General features: G+C 51.9%; 14 protein-coding genes. 2 read left to right on the top strand and 12 right to left on the bottom strand.

From position 1 onward, the window contains the following. Positions 1–96: 96 nt before the first annotated feature. From SY83_RS12755 to gltB, 3 genes are all read right to left on the bottom strand, one after another. Positions 97–1,560 carry a response regulator transcription factor gene (locus SY83_RS12755; RefSeq protein ID WP_068607046.1) on the bottom strand — a complete coding sequence of 488 codons (1,464 nt, stop codon included), beginning with the start codon at positions 1,558–1,560 and terminating at the stop codon, positions 97–99. Further along, a complete protein-coding gene (locus SY83_RS12750) occupies positions 1,557–3,311 on the bottom strand; it encodes a sensor histidine kinase (RefSeq protein ID WP_157279854.1) in 1,755 nt (584 codons plus the stop codon). The genes SY83_RS12755 and SY83_RS12750 overlap by 4 nt, the downstream gene beginning before the upstream one ends. 173 nt (positions 3,312–3,484) lie before the next feature. Beyond that, a complete protein-coding gene (gltB, locus tag SY83_RS12745) occupies positions 3,485–8,083 on the bottom strand; it encodes a glutamate synthase large subunit (protein ID WP_068607042.1) in 4,599 nt (1,532 codons plus the stop codon). 268 nt (positions 8,084–8,351) lie between these two features. Here gltB and SY83_RS12740 point away from each other — a divergent pair, with 268 nt between their 5' ends. Beyond that, positions 8,352–9,578 (top strand): stalk domain-containing protein, encoded by a 1,227-nt coding sequence (locus SY83_RS12740; protein WP_068607040.1) that lies wholly within the window; start codon positions 8,352–8,354, stop codon positions 9,576–9,578. A gap of 234 nt (positions 9,579–9,812) precedes the next feature. Here the strand turns inward: SY83_RS12740 and SY83_RS12735 are convergent, their stop codons facing one another. The 7 genes from SY83_RS12735 to SY83_RS12705 all read right to left on the bottom strand — a co-directional run bounded on the left by SY83_RS12735 (position 9,813) and on the right by SY83_RS12705 (position 16,651). Continuing rightward, positions 9,813–12,038, bottom strand: coding sequence for an Ig-like domain-containing protein (locus SY83_RS12735; RefSeq protein ID WP_068607038.1), 2,226 nt, complete (start codon positions 12,036–12,038; stop codon positions 9,813–9,815). 385 nt (positions 12,039–12,423) lie between these two features. Next, positions 12,424–12,996: a TetR/AcrR family transcriptional regulator gene (locus tag SY83_RS12730; protein ID WP_068607036.1), complete on the bottom strand. Its 573-nt coding sequence runs from the start codon at positions 12,994–12,996 to the stop codon at positions 12,424–12,426. A gap of 56 nt (positions 12,997–13,052) precedes the next feature. Continuing rightward, positions 13,053–13,445 (bottom strand): kinase-associated lipoprotein KapB, encoded by a 393-nt coding sequence (locus SY83_RS12725; RefSeq protein WP_068607034.1) that lies wholly within the window; start codon positions 13,443–13,445, stop codon positions 13,053–13,055. Positions 13,446–13,456: 11 nt separating this feature from the next. Continuing rightward, positions 13,457–14,281 (bottom strand): AAC(3) family N-acetyltransferase, encoded by an 825-nt coding sequence (locus tag SY83_RS12720; protein ID WP_068607032.1) that lies wholly within the window; start codon positions 14,279–14,281, stop codon positions 13,457–13,459. Between the two features lie 64 nt (positions 14,282–14,345). Continuing rightward, the gene (map, locus tag SY83_RS12715) at positions 14,346–15,098 is read right to left on the bottom strand and encodes a type I methionyl aminopeptidase (RefSeq protein WP_068607029.1); all 753 of its coding nucleotides are present in this window, start codon (positions 15,096–15,098) and stop codon (positions 14,346–14,348) included. Between the two features lie 204 nt (positions 15,099–15,302). Further along, the gene (locus tag SY83_RS12710; RefSeq protein ID WP_068607028.1) at positions 15,303–15,497 is read right to left on the bottom strand and encodes a hypothetical protein; all 195 of its coding nucleotides are present in this window, start codon (positions 15,495–15,497) and stop codon (positions 15,303–15,305) included. A 275-nt stretch (positions 15,498–15,772) separates the two neighbouring features. Next, positions 15,773–16,651 (bottom strand): S1C family serine protease, encoded by an 879-nt coding sequence (locus tag SY83_RS12705; RefSeq protein WP_068607026.1) that lies wholly within the window; start codon positions 16,649–16,651, stop codon positions 15,773–15,775. 154 nt (positions 16,652–16,805) lie between these two features. Here SY83_RS12705 and SY83_RS12700 point away from each other — a divergent pair, with 154 nt between their 5' ends. Next, positions 16,806–17,909, top strand: a complete 1,104-nt coding sequence (locus SY83_RS12700) for a serine hydrolase domain-containing protein (RefSeq protein WP_082882505.1) — start codon at positions 16,806–16,808, stop codon at positions 17,907–17,909. Here the strand turns inward: SY83_RS12700 and SY83_RS12695 are convergent. Together SY83_RS12695 and SY83_RS12690 are read right to left on the bottom strand one after the other, a co-directional pair. Further along, positions 17,824–18,768, bottom strand: coding sequence for a hypothetical protein (locus tag SY83_RS12695; protein WP_068607024.1), 945 nt, complete (start codon positions 18,766–18,768; stop codon positions 17,824–17,826). The two genes, SY83_RS12700 and SY83_RS12695, sit on opposite strands and share 86 nt — an antisense overlap. Positions 18,769–19,181: 413 nt before the next feature. Then, the gene (locus SY83_RS12690; RefSeq protein WP_068607022.1) at positions 19,182–20,039 is read right to left on the bottom strand and encodes a MetQ/NlpA family ABC transporter substrate-binding protein; all 858 of its coding nucleotides are present in this window, start codon (positions 20,037–20,039) and stop codon (positions 19,182–19,184) included. Positions 20,040–20,075: the final 36 nt, after the last annotated feature.

Raw genomic sequence — 20,075 nt, 5'->3', positions numbered from 1 at the left:
TATGTTCCGCTTTGAATATGTTGCACCCTCATTGTACGCCGGTGCCGCTTAATGAAGAGAGAGAAGAACGGCTTCATTTGGAGGAATTACGCCCGTTTATGAGTTAAGTGTTTCGTTCATCCCGGCCGAAATTCCACCCTCATCTTGCGATTTTCTCCCTTGGCTGTTCCGGGATTGAATATTACAAACGTTGCGGAATTCCGTGGGCAGACGACCGGTGTAATGTTTGAACACTTTACTGAAATATTTCTCGTCGCGAAAGCCGGACTGTTCAGCCACTTGGTAGATTAACGCATTCGTTTCCGCCAGCAATCGGGAAGCATGAGCAATCCTCATCTCTATAATCATGTCATGATAAGATTTACCGGTGACCTGACGTATACACTGACTGAAGTAACCGCGGCTCAGCCCTACACGTTGGGCAACCTCCTCGAGTCCTAACGGTTCATGCAGACTTTCGGACATGTGCCGCACCGCTTTACAGATGCAGATCGCAACTTCCTCCGTCACCGGTCTGGATCTTAGGATCCCGCGAATGCTTTGAAGCATGGACACCAGGTCTCGCAAGCACCGAGGTCCGCCGGTCACACGCCAAGGCTCCAACATTTCCCGGACCCCCTCGATAAATTCCCATGCAAAAAGCGTGTCCCCCATAATAGTCATCAATGCGGATTTCGCAGGTCTGACACGCTGAACGGTCCGCATCCACTCGTGGAATACATGATCACCATAAATCCATCGGAACGTCAGCCATTGGCTTCGAAGCTCCTCTGCTATTGCTGAATCGGACGAACCTTCCGATGCTTGGCCGGATTGCGCATACTCGAATAAGACGGGTTGGTCGGGATGGAATTCGTAGAATACGAGATGTTCCACATACCTCTCAAATCCTCGAGTCCATGAAGTGGATTCTCCGGAAATTACAATAATGAGATAGCGCTTGTAGCGTTCCTGTTCAAGGAGCGCATCCAGCAGTTCACTTCTCGATCGGTAACGATGATTCCTGATGAACCAACCAACCTCTCCTACCCGAGTCATATCCTCATGTTGCAGCTCTCCCCAAACCTCCACAATCGCCATTGGCTCAGGCGGAACCGGTATTAACAGGAAATCCCAACGTTCGCACTCTGTCGCGTTCACACCTTGAAAGGGCTCGGCCGAAGAAGAGTGCCTTAAGCTTCCCTCGTGTGTAATTCTTCTGGAAATTCGTTGCAGCGTTTCATAAGAGTGCTGGCCCTCTATCTGTGTTTTGACCAAATAATCAATGGCACCTAACTGCAGCGCTTCCTGGGCATAAGCAAAATCCTGGTGGCACGTGAGCACGACAATCCACACATATGGAAACTCCTCGCGAACCTGCTTCATGAGCTCGAAACCGTTCATGATCGGCATGGTCAGATCGGTAATCAGCACATCCACCTCGTGGGCGCGCATGAACGCAAGGGCGCTCTGTCCGTTATCCGCCTCCCCGACAATCTTGAACTGAAATGACTCCCAAGGCAGTGTAAACATCAGTCCTTTACGTACAAAATGCTCATCATCCACAATCAATGTCCTCATGATTTCTCTCCTCCTAGTTCTTGAACAGGAAAGACAGGAATGCGTATACGCATCGTTGTCCCCTCGCCGACCGTGCTGGAAACCTGCAAGCCGTACGTATCGCCGTAACGGTTCTTTAAAGTCCGGTCCACGAAGCTTAGACCGATGCCGAGTCCCGACTTACGGCGGGAGGGCTCGTCAACGAACAAGCGCGCGATATCTTCCTCACTTATCCCTTGACCGTTGTCGCGCACTTCCACAATCCATTCTTCCGCCTGTCGGCTGACTTCGATCGTGATGGAACCATCCGATTGCGTAAAACCATGATACATGGAGTTCTCCACTAACGGTTGCAAGAGGAAACCCGGAATGTATATATCTGCGGCTTCCTCGGGAATTTCAAACAGCACCTGGAAATGGAATTGATACCGAATCCGCTGCAGCTCCACATAGTCGGTGATGGCTTGAATTTCCTCACGCAGACGTATCATCTCCCCTTCCTTCCCCAAGTTATAGTGCAACAGTCTGGTGAACACGGCGATGAGATGATCAATTTCGTGTTGCTTGTTCAACCTCGCGATCCATTGAATGGTATTCAGCGTATTATGGATGAAATGAGGATTAATCTGGTACTTCAGCTTCTCCACTTCCAGGTCCCGCTTATTCTTCTCCTTCTCCGCCACGACTTCCATCAAGTGCAGCAGACGTTCTCTCATATGATCAAATTTCAAAATCAGATCGTCGAATTCCATAACGTCCAGCATCTGGGGAGGCTCTTGGAACGAACCGTTTGCAACCTGTTCAATCTCTTTCTTGAACGATCCCAGCTTGTCCACAATCATTCGCCAGGTTTGCCGCGCCAGGAAGAAACCGAGCAGGACGGAGAAGACGAGAATGATTGTGAAATTCGTCAGCCAGGAATAGATTTCTCCTCTAAGCTCGGATCGGCTTACGGAAGCCGTTATGGTCCAGCCTTGCGAACTGGTTTCATGAAACAGGTACATTCGGTGATCCTTGTCATAATGTTTTTTAACAGCGTCAATTAATTGATTCCCTTGCGGATAGGCTTCGGGACGTTCGGTGAACACGATCTTTCCGGCTTGATTCGCCAGCACGTGCTTTACCGCCATGCCATACTGCTGATGATGAATCAGGCTCTCAGACAGAGGAAATTTCGTCTCCAAATAGAAATAACCCTGATGTAGCCCGGGATTGTCCGGCTGCACTTTGCGAAGAAAGGAGATAACCAGTCCTGGATTGCCATCCATGGATTCATGGGGTCCATAGACATTGTATCCTTGGGCCTCATGCTGGGATAACAGTGGAAATGTTCTCGGGTCCCTCTCCAGCCGAACGGTCGGATTCTCGAACAGGACGCCTTCCTCTCCCGGAAAGTAGAAGAACAACATGCCGATGTCGGGATTCGTGTTCTTCATCAGCAGCATGCGGGAGTCAAATTCCCGCTTGATCAGATACCGATCATATTTGTCGGCATTCCGATACGCTTGAAGCAGGTTAACGGTTCGCTCATCAAGCGCTTGCTGTTTGGTGACGTAATTCATATTATCCAGTGTTGTCTCAAGCTTGGACCGTACCTGCTTCAAATTGAGCTCCACGCCTCGTTGAATCTTATTCTCCAGAATGTGATAGATCGCCACGTAGGACATACTGCCGATAAGTAACACCGGTACCAGAATGGCTGTAATCTGCATGATCATCATGCGGTTGCGTAACGTATAGGGCACAGGGATTTTAAAGCGCTTTCTTTTCACAATGTCACACTCCACCACAGGAACTTATTTCCTTTTAGTTTATCTAATTTTAGCAAAATGGAATATAGCACTGCGTCGAATCAGACGATTCTCCCACCATGTTCAGGCGATTTTCATGCTGTCGGCGCAAAAAAACTCCCCGGTTCACTAAGAACCGGGGAGTTCATATTCGTTTAATTTCCGCCGACGCGGGACAGGTCGCGCATGTTGGCTTGAAAAGCCGCCATAACCGCTTCATCCTCGCTGACACCTGAGCGTTTCACGCGTTCAATCGCGTCCATCATCCGCTTGTAATCTTTCGGAATGACTTTCACGAACTTCGGCAACATGGTCTCCCAATCGCTCAGGACACGCTGGCCTAAAGGGCTGCCTGTGTACTCGACATGGTTACGGATGATCGATTGCAGCAACTCCGCCTCTTCTTCATCCTCAATGCGCTCCAGGAGCACCATCTCGATGTTACAGCGGTTGATGAACTGATTGTGCTCATCCAGCACATATGCCGTACCGCCCGACATCCCTGCCGCGAAGTTCCGTCCGGTCGCGCCGAGAATAACGACGCGTCCGCCTGTCATGTACTCGCAGCCGTGATCGCCCACGCCCTCGACAACGGCTTGCACGCCGCTGTTCCGCACGCAGAAGCGTTCGCCGGCTCTGCCATTGAAGTACGCTTCACCTGCCGTGGCGCCATACAGCGCCACGTTGCCGATAATCACGTTCTCCTCCGGAGCGAACGTCGCCCGCTCGGACGGCTTCACCACAATCTTGCCGCCGGACAAACCTTTGCCGACGTAATCGTTGGAGTCGCCTTCTAACGATAGCGTCATACCCTTCGGCACGAAAGCGCCGAAGCTTTGACCCGCCGAGCCCTTGAAGTGCAGGCGAATCGTATCCGCCGGCAAGCCCGCAAGCCCGTATCTGCGAGTAACTTCGCTGCCGACAATCGTTCCCGTAACACGGTTCGTGTTACAGATCGGGAAGATCCCTTGAACCGGCGTACCGGATTCAAGCGCAGGCATCACCGCAGGCATCAGCTGCGTCATATCCAGCGTGGAATCCAAGCCGTGGTTCTGCGTGAACGTCGCATACCGGGTCTTATTGTTGCCCATCTCCGGTTGATACAGAAGCGGCGACAGATCCAGCCCGCGCGCCTTCCAGTGCGTCAGAGCTTTGCGCGTGTCCAGCAATTCGCTGCGTCCGACCATCTCGTTCAGGGTGCGGAAGCCCAGCTTCGCCATCCACTCCCGCAGCTCTTCCGCGATGAAGCGCATGAAGTTCGCCACGTGCTCCGGATCGCCCATGTACTTCTCGCGAAGCGCCGGATTCTGCGTCGCTACGCCGACCGGGCAAGTATCCAGATGGCATACGCGCATCATGATACAGCCCAGGGCAACCAGCGGCGCCGTCGAGAAGCCGTACTCCTCGGCGCCCAGCAATGCCGCCACGGCCACATCGCGGCCGGACATCAGCTTCCCGTCCGTCTGTACGACGACGCGGTCGCGCAAGTTGTTCAGGAGCAGCGTCTGGTGCGTCTCCGCCAGACCCAGCTCCCAAGGCAAGCCCGCGTGACGCACGGAGGTTTGCGGGGACGCGCCGGTGCCGCCGTCGTAACCGCTCACCAGGACTACGTCCGCGAGGCCCTTGACCACACCCGCGGCAATCGTGCCGACGCCAACTTCGGAAACGAGTTTCACGTTGATACGTGCGCGCGGGTTGGCGTTCTTCAGATCATGGATCAGCTCCGCCAGATCCTCGATTGAGTAAATATCGTGATGCGGCGGCGGCGAGATCAGGCCCACACCCGGTGTGGAGCCGCGCACTTCCGCAACCCACGGATACACTTTGCGGCCCGGCAACTGTCCGCCTTCGCCCGGCTTCGCGCCTTGCGCCATCTTGATCTGAATCTCGTCGGCGTTCACCAGATAGTTGCTCGTTACGCCGAAGCGTCCCGAAGCCACCTGCTTGATCGCGCTGCGGCGGGAATCGCCGTTCGCATCCGGGATAAAGCGCTTCGGATCTTCCCCGCCTTCGCCGGTGTTGCTCTTGCCGCCGACGCGGTTCATCGCGATCGCGAGATCCTCATGCGCTTCCTTGGAGATGGAACCGTACGACATCGCGCCTGTGTTGAAGCGTTTCAGGATCGACTCGACCGGTTCAACCTCTTCCAACGGAACCGCAACCGCTTGATCCAGCTTAAACTCCAGCATGCCGCGAAGCGTCAGATGCTTCTCAGACTGATCATCGAACATGCCTGTATACTTCTTGAATAATCCATAATCGTTACGGCGAACCGCTTGCTGCAACGTATGAATTGTCTGCGGGCTGAACAGATGCTCTTCGCCGTCTTTACGCCAAGCGTAGTCGCCGCCCGTTTCCAGCGTCAAATCCACACCCTCATCGGCAAAAGCGCGGTTATGCAGCGTCAAAGCTTCCTCCGCCACAATATCCAACCCGATGCCGCCGATTCGAGACGGTGTCCAGGTAAAGTACTTATTCACAAACTCTTCTTTCAAGCCGACGGCTTCAAAAATCTGCGCGCCGCGGTACGATTGAATCGTGGAAATGCCCATCTTCGAAAGAACTTTCAAAACGCCCTTCGTCGCCGCCTTAATGTAGTGCTGCACGGCTTTCTGATGCGTAATATTCGTAAGCAGGCCTTGGCGGATCATATCATCCAGCGATTCCAGAGCCAGATAAGGATTCACCGCGCTCACACCATACCCCAGCAGCAACGCAAAATGATGAATTTCACGCGGCTCGCCGGATTCCAGCAATAAACTCACTCTCGTCCGTGTACCTTGGCGAATCAGGTGATGATGCAGGCAAGAAACAGCCAGCAAAGCCGGAATCGCCGCATTCTCGCGGTCCATACCGCGGTCCGACAGGATCAGCAGGTTATGTCCTTTGCCGATCAGGCGGTCCGCCGCTTCGCACATCAGATCCAGCGCGTCCTCGAGCCCTTTCGCGCCGTCAGCCGCGGTGAACAGAATCGGCAGCGTCATCGAGCGGAAGCCCGGACGGCGAATATGGCGCAGCTTCGCGAATTCTTCATTAGAAAGAATCGGCGATTTCATGCGAATTTGGCGGCAGCTTTCCGGTTCCGGCAGCAGCAGGTTGCGCTCCGGTCCGACCGTCGTTCCTGTAGCCGTGACGATTTCTTCGCGAATCGCGTCAATCGGCGGGTTCGTTACTTGCGCGAACAGTTGCTTAAAGTAGTTGTACAAACGTTGCGGTTTCCCTGACAACACAGCCAACGGAGCGTCATACCCCATGGAAGCCATCGGCTCCACACCCGCTTGCGCCATCGGCTCGAACACTTTGCGCAGGTCTTCAAATGTGTATCCGAACGCGTTCTGACGAAGCAACACGGACTTGTGGTCCGGTTCCGGCAATTCGGTCGCATCCGGCAACTCTTCCAATGACACCAAATGTTCGTCCAGCCATTGCTGGTACGGATTCTCCGAGATAATCGAAGCTTTAAGCTCTTCATCGGATATGATGCGGCCTTCCGCCGTATCAACAAGCAGGATTTTGCCCGGCATCAAACGATCTTTATATACGATATCTTCCGCCGGAATGTCCAAGACACCCGCTTCGGAGGATAGAATAATCTTGTCATCCTTGGTTACATAGTAGCGCGCAGGCCGCAGACCGTTACGGTCGAGGATCGCCCCGATCTGGGTGCCGTCCGTGAACGCCATCGCCGCAGGTCCGTCCCATGGCTCCATGAGCGTACTGTGGTATTCATAAAAAGCCTTCTTCTCAGGCTTCATCGTGTCATGGTTAGCCCAAGGTTCCGGCACCATCATCATGGCCACATGCGGCAGCGACCGTCCGGACAGATACAGGAACTCCAGCGTATTATCGAACATAGCCGTGTCAGAACCGTCGTTGTCGATAATCGGTTTAATCTTGCCGATGTCGTCGCCGAACACTTCCGTCGCAATCATGGACTGGCGCGCATGCATCCAGTTCACGTTACCGCGCAGCGTGTTAATCTCACCGTTGTGAATCACATAGCGGTACGGATGCGCTCTTTCCCAGCTCGGGAAAGTATTGGTACTAAAGCGGGAATGCACTAAAGCAAGCGCCGTCTCCAAAGAAGGGTCATTCAGTTCCTGATAGAACGAACTCACCTGCTCGGTGGTCAACATGCCTTTGTACACAATTTTCTTACACGATAAGCTGGCAAAATAGAACGACTCCCCGCCCTGCATACCGGAATAACGAATCGCTTGCTCCGCGCGCTTGCGAATAACGTACAGCTTGCGTTCAAAAGCAAGGCCTTCACCCGCGCCGTTCGCGCTGCCGATGAAGATTTGACGTACATAAGGCTGAACGGACTTCGCGGAATCTCCCAATAAGCTGTCATCCGTAGGCACCGTTCTCCAAGCAATGACGGTTTGTCCTTCTTCCCGTACAATTCTCTCCAACGTCTGTTCAAATGAGGTACGCTGTTCTTCATTAAACGGAAGAAATACCATCCCTACGCCATATGCGCCTTCGTTCGGCAGCGTCACGCCCTCTTTGCCCAGCTCTCTCGCAAAGAAAGTATGAGGGATTTGCAGCATAATACCCGCGCCGTCTCCTGTGTTCTTCTCACTGCCCTGACCGCCGCGGTGGTCCAGGTTCTTCAATACTTCAAGTGCTTCACTGACAATAGCATGCGATTTATTCCCTTTAATGTTGGCGACAAACCCCATCCCGCAGGCATCACGTTCAAATTGCGGATCATAGAGCCCCTGTTTCACCGGCAAACCGTTTAACTTCATTGTGTCAACCTTCCCATCTATGAATTGTTGGCATCATAAGCATTGTGTTAAAAAACGGAATTTTCGCAATATTCTCTATACGCGTAATAAGTTTATACTATTTTAACACCGCCAAAATGGCATGGCAATTTAATATTTTTTATGTGGTTGATTAATAAATGCTTACACGCCTCGTCAGAAAATAATAAATTTGCACTTTTCGCAGTCCCTTTTTTGTATAATGGAGGTATGTCATTTTTTGCTAATCTATCCTAAGGAAGTGGAATCTATGTTAACAAAGGTACTGAGTGCAGGCGCTGTGTCGTTGGTTCTAACCGCTTTGCTTACTTCAGCCGTGACCGCGGCTCCCGTTAAGAATCCAACCAGCCAGAACATTGAATATGTAGCCTTGGGCGATTCCCTCACGGTCGGCTATGAGCCAGGTTATACAGCGGATTCCGCGCCTTACGGCTTTGTGGAACGGCTCTATGAACAGGCTTTGTACCACGGTATGACCGAGGTGAAGAATTACGGGATTAATGGGCTGACCACGAGTGGATTGAAGAAATACATAGCCGCTATTGCAGAGGATCTCACAATTACAGCAGGCGAAATTCAGCCGGAACTCTCCGGTGACTTGGCCGACAAACGCGCGGGACAGACGGCTGAGGTAAAGAAGGAGCTGCAGTCCGCTACCTTAATTACGGTTACGATTGGGGGCAATGATTTCCTCAATTTACTAGAGACTATCGGCTATGATTTTAACCGAATTGATACCATTGCAGCTGAGGTTCCAGCTATATTGGATAACTACAAACGGGATATCGTAGAGATCTTGCGCATGTTACGCACCTTGAACCCGACGGCCGAAATCGTCCTTTCCGATCAATATCAACCGCTGCCTGAATTCGTAAACAAGGATGCTTACGCTGAATTGTCGGTGGTTACGGATCTGTTTGCCTTAACGATGGAGGAGGTTGCCGCTTCCCAAACCACGGGTCCGAAGCCGGTCATTGTTCCTGTGGGGAAAGCCTTCGAGGGACGTGAAGGGGAATTCACCCATATCGTGATGAACCGGGACATACATCCCAACCAGTCCGGCTATGAAGCGATGGCCAAAGCCTTTGCCGAAACCATATGGGGGAAATACAACACATTAACCGATCCTGCTAAACCCGCTGTCGTCGCGGCCGGCAAAGAGATCGTCAGCCCCTACAAACCGATCGTGGTGAACGGAACAACCTCGGTTTCTATTAAAGAAATTACCGATGCGCTCGGCGCCAAAACTCGCTGGGATGCGGCTTCCAAGAGCACCGTCGTCACGTACGGCGGGAAGGTTGTCAAGCTGAAGGGCGGCGCGAAGACAATGATCGTGAACGGCAAGACGGTCGCGGTAACGTCCCCGGTTCGGTTCGTACAAGGGAAAACCTATGTGCCGCTTCGCCTGCTTACGGAGGGATTGGGGTTCAAGCTTTATTTTTCAGGGAAGAGCCAAACGATCTATATTAATAAATAGTCAATTTGTTTAAACGATTAAGGGAGCCTTCGCTATTGCGGAGACTCCCTTTCGTTTCTGTAACGTATCGTGGTAACGCTATTCGGCTAATAAATCGCATTTTAAAATTCTAACGAATCGTGGTATCACTATTGGGATTAGAACATACCCTTTAGCGGCTGAGTACCCTAAATAGCGCTATCTTGATTCGTTAGATCTGAGATAGAAGTATATAGAGCTCATTTTCTTCAGATTCTAAGCATAAACCATCACGCGGAACGTAACATACTTGTTCTGATAAATTGCCTTGATCGTGGCGGAGCCTTTCTTCACGGCTGTGACGACGCCGTCCTTCACCGTAACCGAAGCGCTGTTGGAGCTAACCCATGTGACCAGCGGGCTGACATCCACTGTGCGGCCGGTATCGAACACGGCGTTCACTTTCAGTGTAACCGACGAACCCGAGCTCAGCTTGGCGGATTTCTCGGCGAGGGTCAGCTTTTGCAATCGGAGGTAAACGGTCACTGGAACTTCGAGAAGTTTCCCCTGATACGTTCCGCGCACAACGGTCGCGCCTTCAATCAAGCCCTTGACGCTTGCTCCCTTCACGATAGCTACATTGGTGTTGCCGATGGTCCATTTGATTTTGCTTCCGACGGACAGCTTTTTGCCGGTATTGGTGTAGCCTGTCACTTTAATGGACTGCGTTTTGCCCGGATAGATAACCAATGTCTCCGGTTCAATCTCATAAGTCAGAATCCGATCTTCGATCGTAACCGGGATGTTGACGCTCTTGTTCATATAGCATGCGGTAAGTGTAACTTTGGAACCGACAAGCCCCTTAACCTTTGTTCCCTTGATCAAAAGGTTGTCGGAGGATGTTTTCCAAGTAACCTTGGCGCTTACGTTCTCTTCAACCCCGTCCGCAAAAACCGCGTCCACCGAGGGTAAATCCACTTCCTGCCCAGCGAACAAGGATAAAACAGTGGTAGAAGGAATTAAAGCCAGCGCTTTCTCCTTCACGGTTACATTCACCGACTTGGATACATAAGGAGCCGCATCCGCTGCTGCCGTGTATTTCCGAATGCTTGCAGTCAGAACCGCGCTTCCGTTCGCTTTGGCCAACCACTTGCCGTCCTTAGTAATCTCGACTAGGTCCGGTTGATCGGAGGTCCACTTCACGATTTTGGATACATCCATGCTTTCGCCGGTGATCGTCTTCGCTTTCACTACAGGCAGTTTCTCCGAGTCACCGCGATACGTGTCAACAGCTTCCGGCTCTATAACTAATGGCGCGGTTAAGTTCTGCATGACGTTGACGGTAATTTGCTTGTTCAAGCCAAGATAGGATGCTTTGATGACTGCAACTCCCGGCGATTTAGGGGTTACCACACCGGTAGTCGAAATCGTGGCCACGATCGGATCGGAAGTACTCCACTCCGGCGCGGCGTTCGTCGCATCCGCTATATCATTCATCACTTGCGCGCTGAAGGTCACAGGAATATCGCTGACAAATAAAGAGATATCTTCCGCGGGAGTCATCGTCATCGCTTGGTATTTGAGGCGGACATTTAGATTGAACTCATCTTTAACACCCAGGTATTCTACCGTAATTTTGGCGGTGCCTTTGCCTACGGGCTTCAAAATTCCCTTGTCTACCATAACAACGGCCGCATTACTGGATGTCCATTTCGCTGTATCGGCAACATCTTTAAATGTACCTGCGATCGATTCTGCTACGGCTTTCAACGGATAATCCGACTCACCAACCGTATATTCAAGGATGGGCTCGGTGCCGGAAGCGTTCTGTATGGTCACCGATTTATAAGGTTTGCCAACCTCGACATCCACCTGAGTTTCCATACCTTTGTATGCTGCTGTCAGTGTGGCGGTGCCTTCACCGACTGTGGTTATCTTCCCTTTGGCAACCGTGAATACAGAAGTGTTGGAACTGCTCCATACCGCGGAGTCAGTAACGTTATTGGAAACATCGCTGTCATTAACCGCCTTGGCATTCAACTCGAGCCCTTGACCCAACTCGGCCGACACCTTACCGGTTAAAGCATTCTCCGGCGAGGCGGAGCCCGGGTTCGTCAGTTTGAATTGTTTGAACAAGTGTTTCGCATATATTGTAACGGTCTTTTGTTTATTGCTATAAGTTGCTGTGATCGTAACCGTTCCGGGCTTTAACGCTGTCAGAACGCCTTTCTCCACCTTGACTATAGAAGATTCGCTGGAGGTCCAGATCGCATCATTCGTTACGTTCTTACGTGCGGTCTGACCCTCAATCGTAGCTAACAGCTGGAGCGAATAGGTCTGATCCGCAACATATACATAAAGGGGCGAAGGATAGGTGCTGAATTCCACCCCTTGGACTATTTCCTCTGCCGCACGTGCCGGGGAGATGCCCGCCAACAACGAAGAAATCATACACAGGACGAGAACCATACCGGCCAGACGTTTCAACCTAAACTTATTCATCGATTCGTAACTCCCTATCTGTTCGTATTTTCTACTATATATAACGGACAGGGAGTCGCAAAAGTTGAGGGTTTTCCTAATTATTTACATATTAATTTGTTACCACTGATATCCCTTTATTGCGGGGGACATTCTAACGAATCGTAGCGATGCTTAACGTCAAAAAACACCATACTTTATTTTCTAACGAATCGTATGCATTCTTAGAGGCATTTTGGTCATCTGATTTGCTCCGAATAGCCCGCTAAGAGTCATTTAGATTCGTTAGAGATTATAACCATTGCCAAAAGTCTTCTAAGCGTCGTTACGATTCGTTAGAACATTCCCGATCCTGTAAACACAAAAAAAGACCGCAGCAAGTTCCCTCACCACAGTCCTATGCAACCTAAGTCGCCAATCCCTCTTTCAAATACAATCGGAACAAATCCGCGATCGTCTGCTTGCTCAACGGCTCATGGTTGGTTGTCCAATCGGAAGCCAGCGCCAGATACAGCTTGACCACCACATAAGCGGTCATATACGGATCGCACGGCTTGATCTCGCCCTGGTCCAATGCCCGCTGCACTTTCCGCTCGATATAGCGGACTACTTCATTCTCTAACGCGGCGATCGCTTCCTGCGCCATCAGCGTTCCCATATCCTTGACCTCGTGGGACAGCTTCAGCACAAGCTCGTGCGTGGAGCGGTAATCCAGCATTTTGTACAGAATAGTGTTCAAATTATCAAAAAAAGGCACGTTCTCGTCATACACCTCTTCAGCCGCGTGCTTCATGTCCTGAATGAGATTGCGCATGATTTCGTCGAACAGCTCTTCCTTATTCGTGAAAAACGTATATATGGTCCCCTTGCCGACATTGGCAATCTTGGCCACCTGATCCATCGTTGTCGCTTTGTATCCGAATCTGGCGAAGGAATGACTCGCAGCTTCCACGATCAACTTCCTGCGGTCAACAGACATGTCCTTACCCCCTGTGCTTGTCCCGTCAATCTATGTATTGCGCATGCCGGAAGCCTCTAGAATGTGTAATCTTTCTTCAGCTCTTCCAGCTGCTCAAGCGCCCGCCGCGCCCAATCTCCGGTTCGGCTCAGCATTTCCATCTCCAGCTGCACGGCCTTCTGCAACGATTCTTTATAACCGGGGATGCTGCCGCTGTAAGGATGAATCGCGCTCAAAGGCACCAGTGCTTTCTCCGTATAGGCGAGCGCCTTCCGTTGATGGAACATCGCCACATCCGCCTCATACAACTGATGCAAATCGCCCTGTGTCGGGTGCTTGATGACCGCAAGGATCTTCACGACGCCCCTAGGCGAGGATAGCTCTGTTAATTCCCCGATATATTCACCGGTCTTATAGGTGGCAGTTACAATATCTCCAATTGATAGGGAAACCTTGTCCTGATTCTGCATGTCGTGTTCACTCACCCTTCCGATTCTTGCGTTCCGCGGAACGCTTCAATCCATGTGACTCCGTAATCGACCAAATCCCGCATAGGCATGAGCATGGACGCGGCATCCGCTACCTGGCCAACCTGCACAACCTTCTTCTCCCGCCCAAAAGCTTCCCCGATCACCTCAAAATCATCACTATCCAGCTCCAGCTCGAAGTACTCAACCCATTGCCGCTCCCCGCCGGACATCACTGGCGCTCCTTGCATAATCTCCTTCTTCCCCGCGAAGGACGCGCGGTATTCGGATAGATGCAAAGACGTATTGCTGTCATGCTTGGCACCGAGCATCAACACGAATGCGCCCAGCTCGTACAGTCGTCCGAGCGGCGAAGCATCGCCCAGCCCGTCCTGCAGGCCGTGCGGGGAAACCACATGCTCCGCATGCTTTCCCCACGCCGCGAAGGACAGCTGCGGATGTTCGCCTCGCAGCACGCCGCTGCCTTTGCGGAACGTTTCCGGCAGGATGCCGACGCCTCGCGTCGTCGTCAACGCCGCATCATAGGCCGGCATTTCCCGGCGTATGGTCTCCCACCACTCCGTGGGCACCGGAGGCCTGCTCCAATAGGAAGGCTCGGATAAATCGCCGGATTGCGTCGGCATGACCAATGTGCCTTCCGTACCCACCACCTGTTGCAGAGATTCGATGACCGCCTGCGGACCTCCGCAAACCCAGCCGCCCAACGCTTTCATGGAGCTGTGCACGATTACGGTCATGCCTTGGCGTAAACCTAAAGCTTCCAGGTCTCGCGTCAGACCCGTTATCGTAACTATCTTCTTCGGTTCATGTTCAGCCATCCCGTTTCCCCCTATCCGGCTGAATTCTGCTTCTTACCTTTACCCTCCCAAAGGGGTTCTATATCTATGAGTTCTGATTTGTGAGAATCAGCGGACCGTCTTTGGTAATTGCAATCGTATGCTCGTACTGCGCCGACAAACTGCCGTCCTTCGTACGGGCCGTCCATCCGTCGGAGTCGATGACGGCCATATACCCGCCTGTGTTTAGCATGGGTTCAATGGTAAACACCATACCTTCTTTCAGCTGCGGCCCTCGGCCCGCCGGTCCGTAATGCGGCACTTGCGGCTCTTCGTGCATCTTGGAACCGATGCCGTGCCCGATGAACTGACGCACAACGCCGTATCCCTTGCTTTCCCCGAACCGCTGAACCGCGTTCGAGATATCCCCGATCCGGTTGCCGACGATCGCCTGTTCAATCCCGATGTACAGACTTTCCTTAGCGTCATCCAACAACTGCCGGGCCACTTCGGAAACCGTTCCGACGGCATAAGACCAAGCGGAGTCCGCCAGCCAGCCGTTTAAGTTAACCACCATATCAATGGTCACGATATCCCCGTTCTTCAGCGGCTCTTTCTTGGGAAATCCGTGGCAAATCACGTCATTCACAGAAGCGCACGTGGCGTAAGGGTATCCGTTATATCCTATTTGTTCGGCGATTGCGCCGTTCTTTTCAATAAACTTCTGAGCGAACTGGTCAATTTCCCAGGTGGTGACGCCCGGTTTAATCATATTGCGTATTTCATGGTGGCAATCGGCGAGAATCTTGCCCGCCTCTTTCATCTTGGAGATCTGTTCTTGTGTCTTGATTACGATCAAAGTGGTTCCCCTCCGTTACATGTATTTTCAATATATCATAATGTATGCCGCGTCACCAAACTTCACTCAACATCCGGATTTTTTTGGACGCAAAAAAAAAAGAAACCCGGGCTCTTTCCCCAAGTCTCTCCGCCATCCGTTACCTCGAAAGGTAATTCATATCTAGTCTGTTATATGTAATCGTTCGTTGAGCCGCGCGTTCAACTATCCTTGCGCTAATGAAGCCAGCTTCATCTTCTGCATTTCGGTTTCAACGATCAATGTCAATTCGTCTTCATAGCCACCCATAATTCTGTACTTCTTCACATACTCCTTTACAAATTTTCTGGGGTCCCGGGGTTGAAAAATACGTGCCATTTCCATAACACTTTCTTTCACTTCATCGTTCCTTTTGGCCACACTGAATCCCTCCCATTGTCATAAAAAAGCACATTCGGCAATTCTACGGTGCGTCGTTCCGCTGTACAGAAGGAGCGGTGTGACATGGTGTAGTGTATAGCAAAAATCCCAAGAATATGTATCTTTCAATACACGTTCATTATAACAAGGTCCGGCACATGTTGAAAGCATTTCATGTTAAATTGCTGTAAATACTTTATCGGAACTTGTTTACCGAATCATTACCCTAATGTGGGACAAGTTAAACATTAAATTGAAAAAGAAGCCGCTCATCCCTATGATCGGTAAACTCGATAATCCGCTTTGCGATATGCAAACACCCACAACAATAATAAACCTGACCACAACACTACAGGAATGAATTCTATCCATTTAATAAAGGAAAGGGGGCTGAAAACCGATTTATAATCCCTTTGCACTCCGGCATCCTTTAATAATGGAATCAACTCGTCTTTATGGACCGCGCCGAATACGCCTTGTGAATCCTCCAACGCTTTGAAGGTGTTCACGCCGATGACTTCACCCCGTCCATTCAACACCGGTCCCCCGGAACTGCCATTGTTGATTGGTGCGGTCATCTGAATAATGTGCCGACCCGCGGGGTCTACCGCCATCCTGCTGACAATGCCGTTCGTAATCGTGACTTCCTCGGTATTCGAGCTCATCTCACCCGAAACGGTGTCCGATACCGCCGGAAATCCCAATGCCCATAGCTGCTCCGTAGGCTCGGCCTCGCGATAATCGGATAAACGGAGTCCCGAACGTCCAGGTAAAGGCTCGGCAATGCCCAGAACAATTAAATCCCGCAACGGATCCGCTGCCACAGGAACGGCCTCTATTGTCTTCCCTTGTTGTTGAACATATAAGGCTTCGCCGTTAACCGTGACATGATAGCTTGTGACCACATACCGGGCGTCGCTGTGCTCACGCTCTCCCACAAGCCATCCCGAACCCGCGGTAACCTCGCCTGAACCCGTAACGGCCAGAATCCGAACAACATTATCCCTGGCGCTTAGAATCGGTGTGTGTCCCTCGGCAGTCCGAAAGATCATCTGTGTTACAATGACACCGCTAAGAAAGACAAGCATATAAATCGCAGCCCTTTTGATTGAAGCACCGAATACACCTTTTCTGTACCTGCTCGCTCTGAGCATGCTCGATCCGCCTCCGTTCGTCCCCTCTGTGAACAGTATGGCTGGCTCCGACCGTAAATATACTAGATTGCTAGATTGGCCGCTTATTGATTCGAATGTTTGTTTTGGAGGGAATAAGAGAAGATAGTAACAGAGAGATGGGAGGTTGTCCGTTATGGAAACGATAGATCAAAGAAAGGTCGAGGTCGGAGATACAGAGCACGAAGTGGATATCACGCATGGGCCAAACGGGGACACAGCGCTTGAGGAGCAGGGAACGTCTCAAGGAAGTTGGGCAAAATCTACACCCGAGCATGTCGGTTTAAACTCACGAAAGCTGGAGGAAGCGGATCAGCGGATCGCGAGGGAACATCCGAAGCTATACAGCTTTGTGCTTGTCCGGAACGGGAGTCTGGTTCATGAACGCTACTTTAATGAAACTTCGGCGGAGACGCCGATGGATCTGCGTTCCGCGACCAAGAGCGTGATGTCGCTTCTCATCGGGATCGCGATTGAGGAAGGGCTCCTGTCCCTGGACGCGAAAGTATATGACTACTTTCCGGATTGGGTGCCGGCGCAGATTCCGCCGGCTGCGGAGGAGACGACCGTCCGTCACCTGCTGACGATGACGTCCGGCCTTCACTGGCAGACCGGCGCCCGCCTCGGCGAACGCTGGATTCACCGCATGCATGCGAGCAAGCATTGGGTGAAGTTCATCCTGCGCCTGCCGGTCGATCCCGCGAGAAGGGACGCGTTTCTGTACCGCAGTCCCGACTCGCACCTGCTTTCCGCGATCCTGACGCGGGTCAGCGGAATGCCCGCGCATGAGTATGCGCAGGCGAAGCTGTTCGCCCCGCTCGGGATCGCGGGGACGGCGTGGCGCGCGGACCCGCAAGGCCATACGGCCGGCCACATCGGGCTGCGCCTGACGGCGCGGGATATGGCCAAGCTGGGCCAGCTGGTCCTGCGCGAAGGCGACTGGCACGGCCGCCGGGTGGTCCCCGCGGCGTGGATCCGCGACGCCGTCCGCCCGCACACGGAGGGGCTGCCGGGCGTTGGCCGGTACGGCTACCAGTGGTGGAGCGGCGCCGTCGGCGGGCAAGAGGCTGTATTCGCCTTGGGGCACGGCGGACAGCTCATCTACGTGTTCCCGGCGCTCGACCTTGTCGCCGTGTTCACGGGGGACCCTGACGTCAGACGGTGGAAGCATCCGCGCGCTTTGCTGGAGCGGTATGTGCTGCCCGGGCTGACGTCAGGGAATCTTGCGGCTTGCCGTTAATGAGCAGCGTTAGCGCGGCGCCTTCCTCGGACAAGTCTCTAAGGCCTTGCAGTAATTTGCTCAACTCTTCTCCGGTCGGCTCTTTGCTGCTTTCTATGCCTTCTTTGTCCGGAGTATACAAAGCCATCCGTATGCCGCGGATTTCCGGTGTCCCGTTACTTAACACATCCTCCAGGTCATGGGCATTGGGGTCAAACTCCTCATGCAGAGCTAGTTGGATATCTACTTTCGTACCCGCCCAGACTCCTTTCAGCAAAGGCTGGATGCTCTCTTTAAGTTGCGCCGTCCACAGCACCTGCAGATAGTTATCGGCAAAAGCGATTGATCCCGCATTGGCGTGTCTCACGCTGAACCGCAAATCCGGCCGGTCTTCGGGACTGACGATAGCCCGAAACTGGCGGACATAAAGGCCGCGAGTCATCGTAACGACAGTAAAGGAGCGATTATATTTATCTTCCAGAAACCCTATCATACGTTTGCCTACAGATTGCTCTAACGGACTGCTGAAGAAATGCGGCACAGCATGGAACATGTAGGCGCCTAGAATGGATGCTGCCAGAAACGCGATGCCCAGCAAGCCGTTTAGCATAGAATTGATCAGAGACGGTCGCGTGTGGCGGACCCGGGTTACACGCGAATATGTTTTGAGGAAATGATAGATGCTCCAACCATACAGGACCCCGAACACGGGAAAAATCCGCAGAAACAGGCCTCCATGCGAACGCAGAAATAAGTAAGCTAATACTCCCAGCGACACCATAATGATGGTCCCCGTTCGGAATCGGTTCATATAGAAGTGCCCGGCACCCGGCAGCATCGCAAACAAGATACCAATCCCCTTGTGCAACATCCTTCCCATAGCCTCTCCTCCTGAGCTCCATAGTCAACGAGTTGGGCGGGAATACACTATTGTACAGCAGCAACCAGACCCGTCGTTGAGAATACCTATGATGGCAGCCTTACTTTGAGAACGACAACCCTTGTTTAACAGAAACTTTCCAACGAATCGTCATTACATATGCCGGGTTATCCCTAAGACTCAGCCGAACGAACATATTAAGTTCCCCGTGCCAGATGCTGGGTTATCCCATTAACTCAGTCGACCAAAATTGAGAAAATATAGAGTACCTGAGCAATAGGGATAACCCAGCATTTACCCATACATTCATAATAAACCAGACACCTGAGCAGGTTAGTTTCACTCGGGCGTTTCGCTATACAAACAACAAAAAAACCCGGGAATTTCTCCCGGGCCAAGCAACTGATTATAATTTAGAACGCCGCGATAACCGCGCCCTTGTATTTCTCTTCGATGAAAGCTTTCACTTCCGGTGATGTCAAAGCTTTGGCAAGCTTCTGCATCGCCTCGGAATCTTTGTTATCCGGACGGGAAACCAAGATGTTCACGTACGGGGAATCATTGCCTTCAATGAACAAAGCGTCTTTCATCGGGTTCAATCCCGCTTCCAGCGCGTAGTTCGTGTTGATCAAGGCCAGGTCCATCTCGTCCACAACACGCGGCAACATGGCTGCTTCCAGCTCTTCAATCTTCAGGTTCTTGCTGTTCTCTTCGATATCTTTCACGGTGCCGGCAATACCAACGCCCGCTTTCATCTTGATCAAGCCGTTCTTCTCAAGCAGGGCCAACGCGCGTCCGGCATTGGAAGGATCATTCGGGATAGCTACACGAGCGCCGTCCTTCAATTCATCTACGCTCTTGACCTTCTTGGAGTAAGCACCGAAAGGCTCAATATGAACGCCGATAACTTCCACCAAATCCATCTTCTTGCCTGTATTCATCTCTTCCAGGTAAGGCATGTGTTGGAAGAAGTTCGCATCCAATTCCTTCTCAAATACTTGAACGTTCGGCTGTACGTAATCTGTAAATTCTTTGATTTCCAATTCTACGCCTTGCTCTTTCAATAACGGTTGAACTTCTTTCAAAATTTCAGCATGCGGTACCGCCGTTGCTCCGACTACCAGTTTAACCGGTTCTGCCGCTTCGCCGGTGTTGCCGCCGTTCGCAGCGCCGGTGTTCGCGCCTTCGTTGTTGCCCGCGTTATTATTTTGACCGCAAGCCGTAAGAACGATTAATGCCATGAACAGTAAAGCCAATAAACTTTTTTTCATCTTCTGACACTCCCTTTATTCCGTTTGTATGATTTC

The organism is Paenibacillus swuensis, assembly GCF_001644605.1.
Taxonomy (GTDB): Bacteria; Bacillota; Bacilli; order Paenibacillales; family DY6; genus Paenibacillus_N; species Paenibacillus_N swuensis.
Note: the sequence above shows the minus strand (reverse complement) of the source record. Positions and strands in the feature narration are given on the sequence as shown.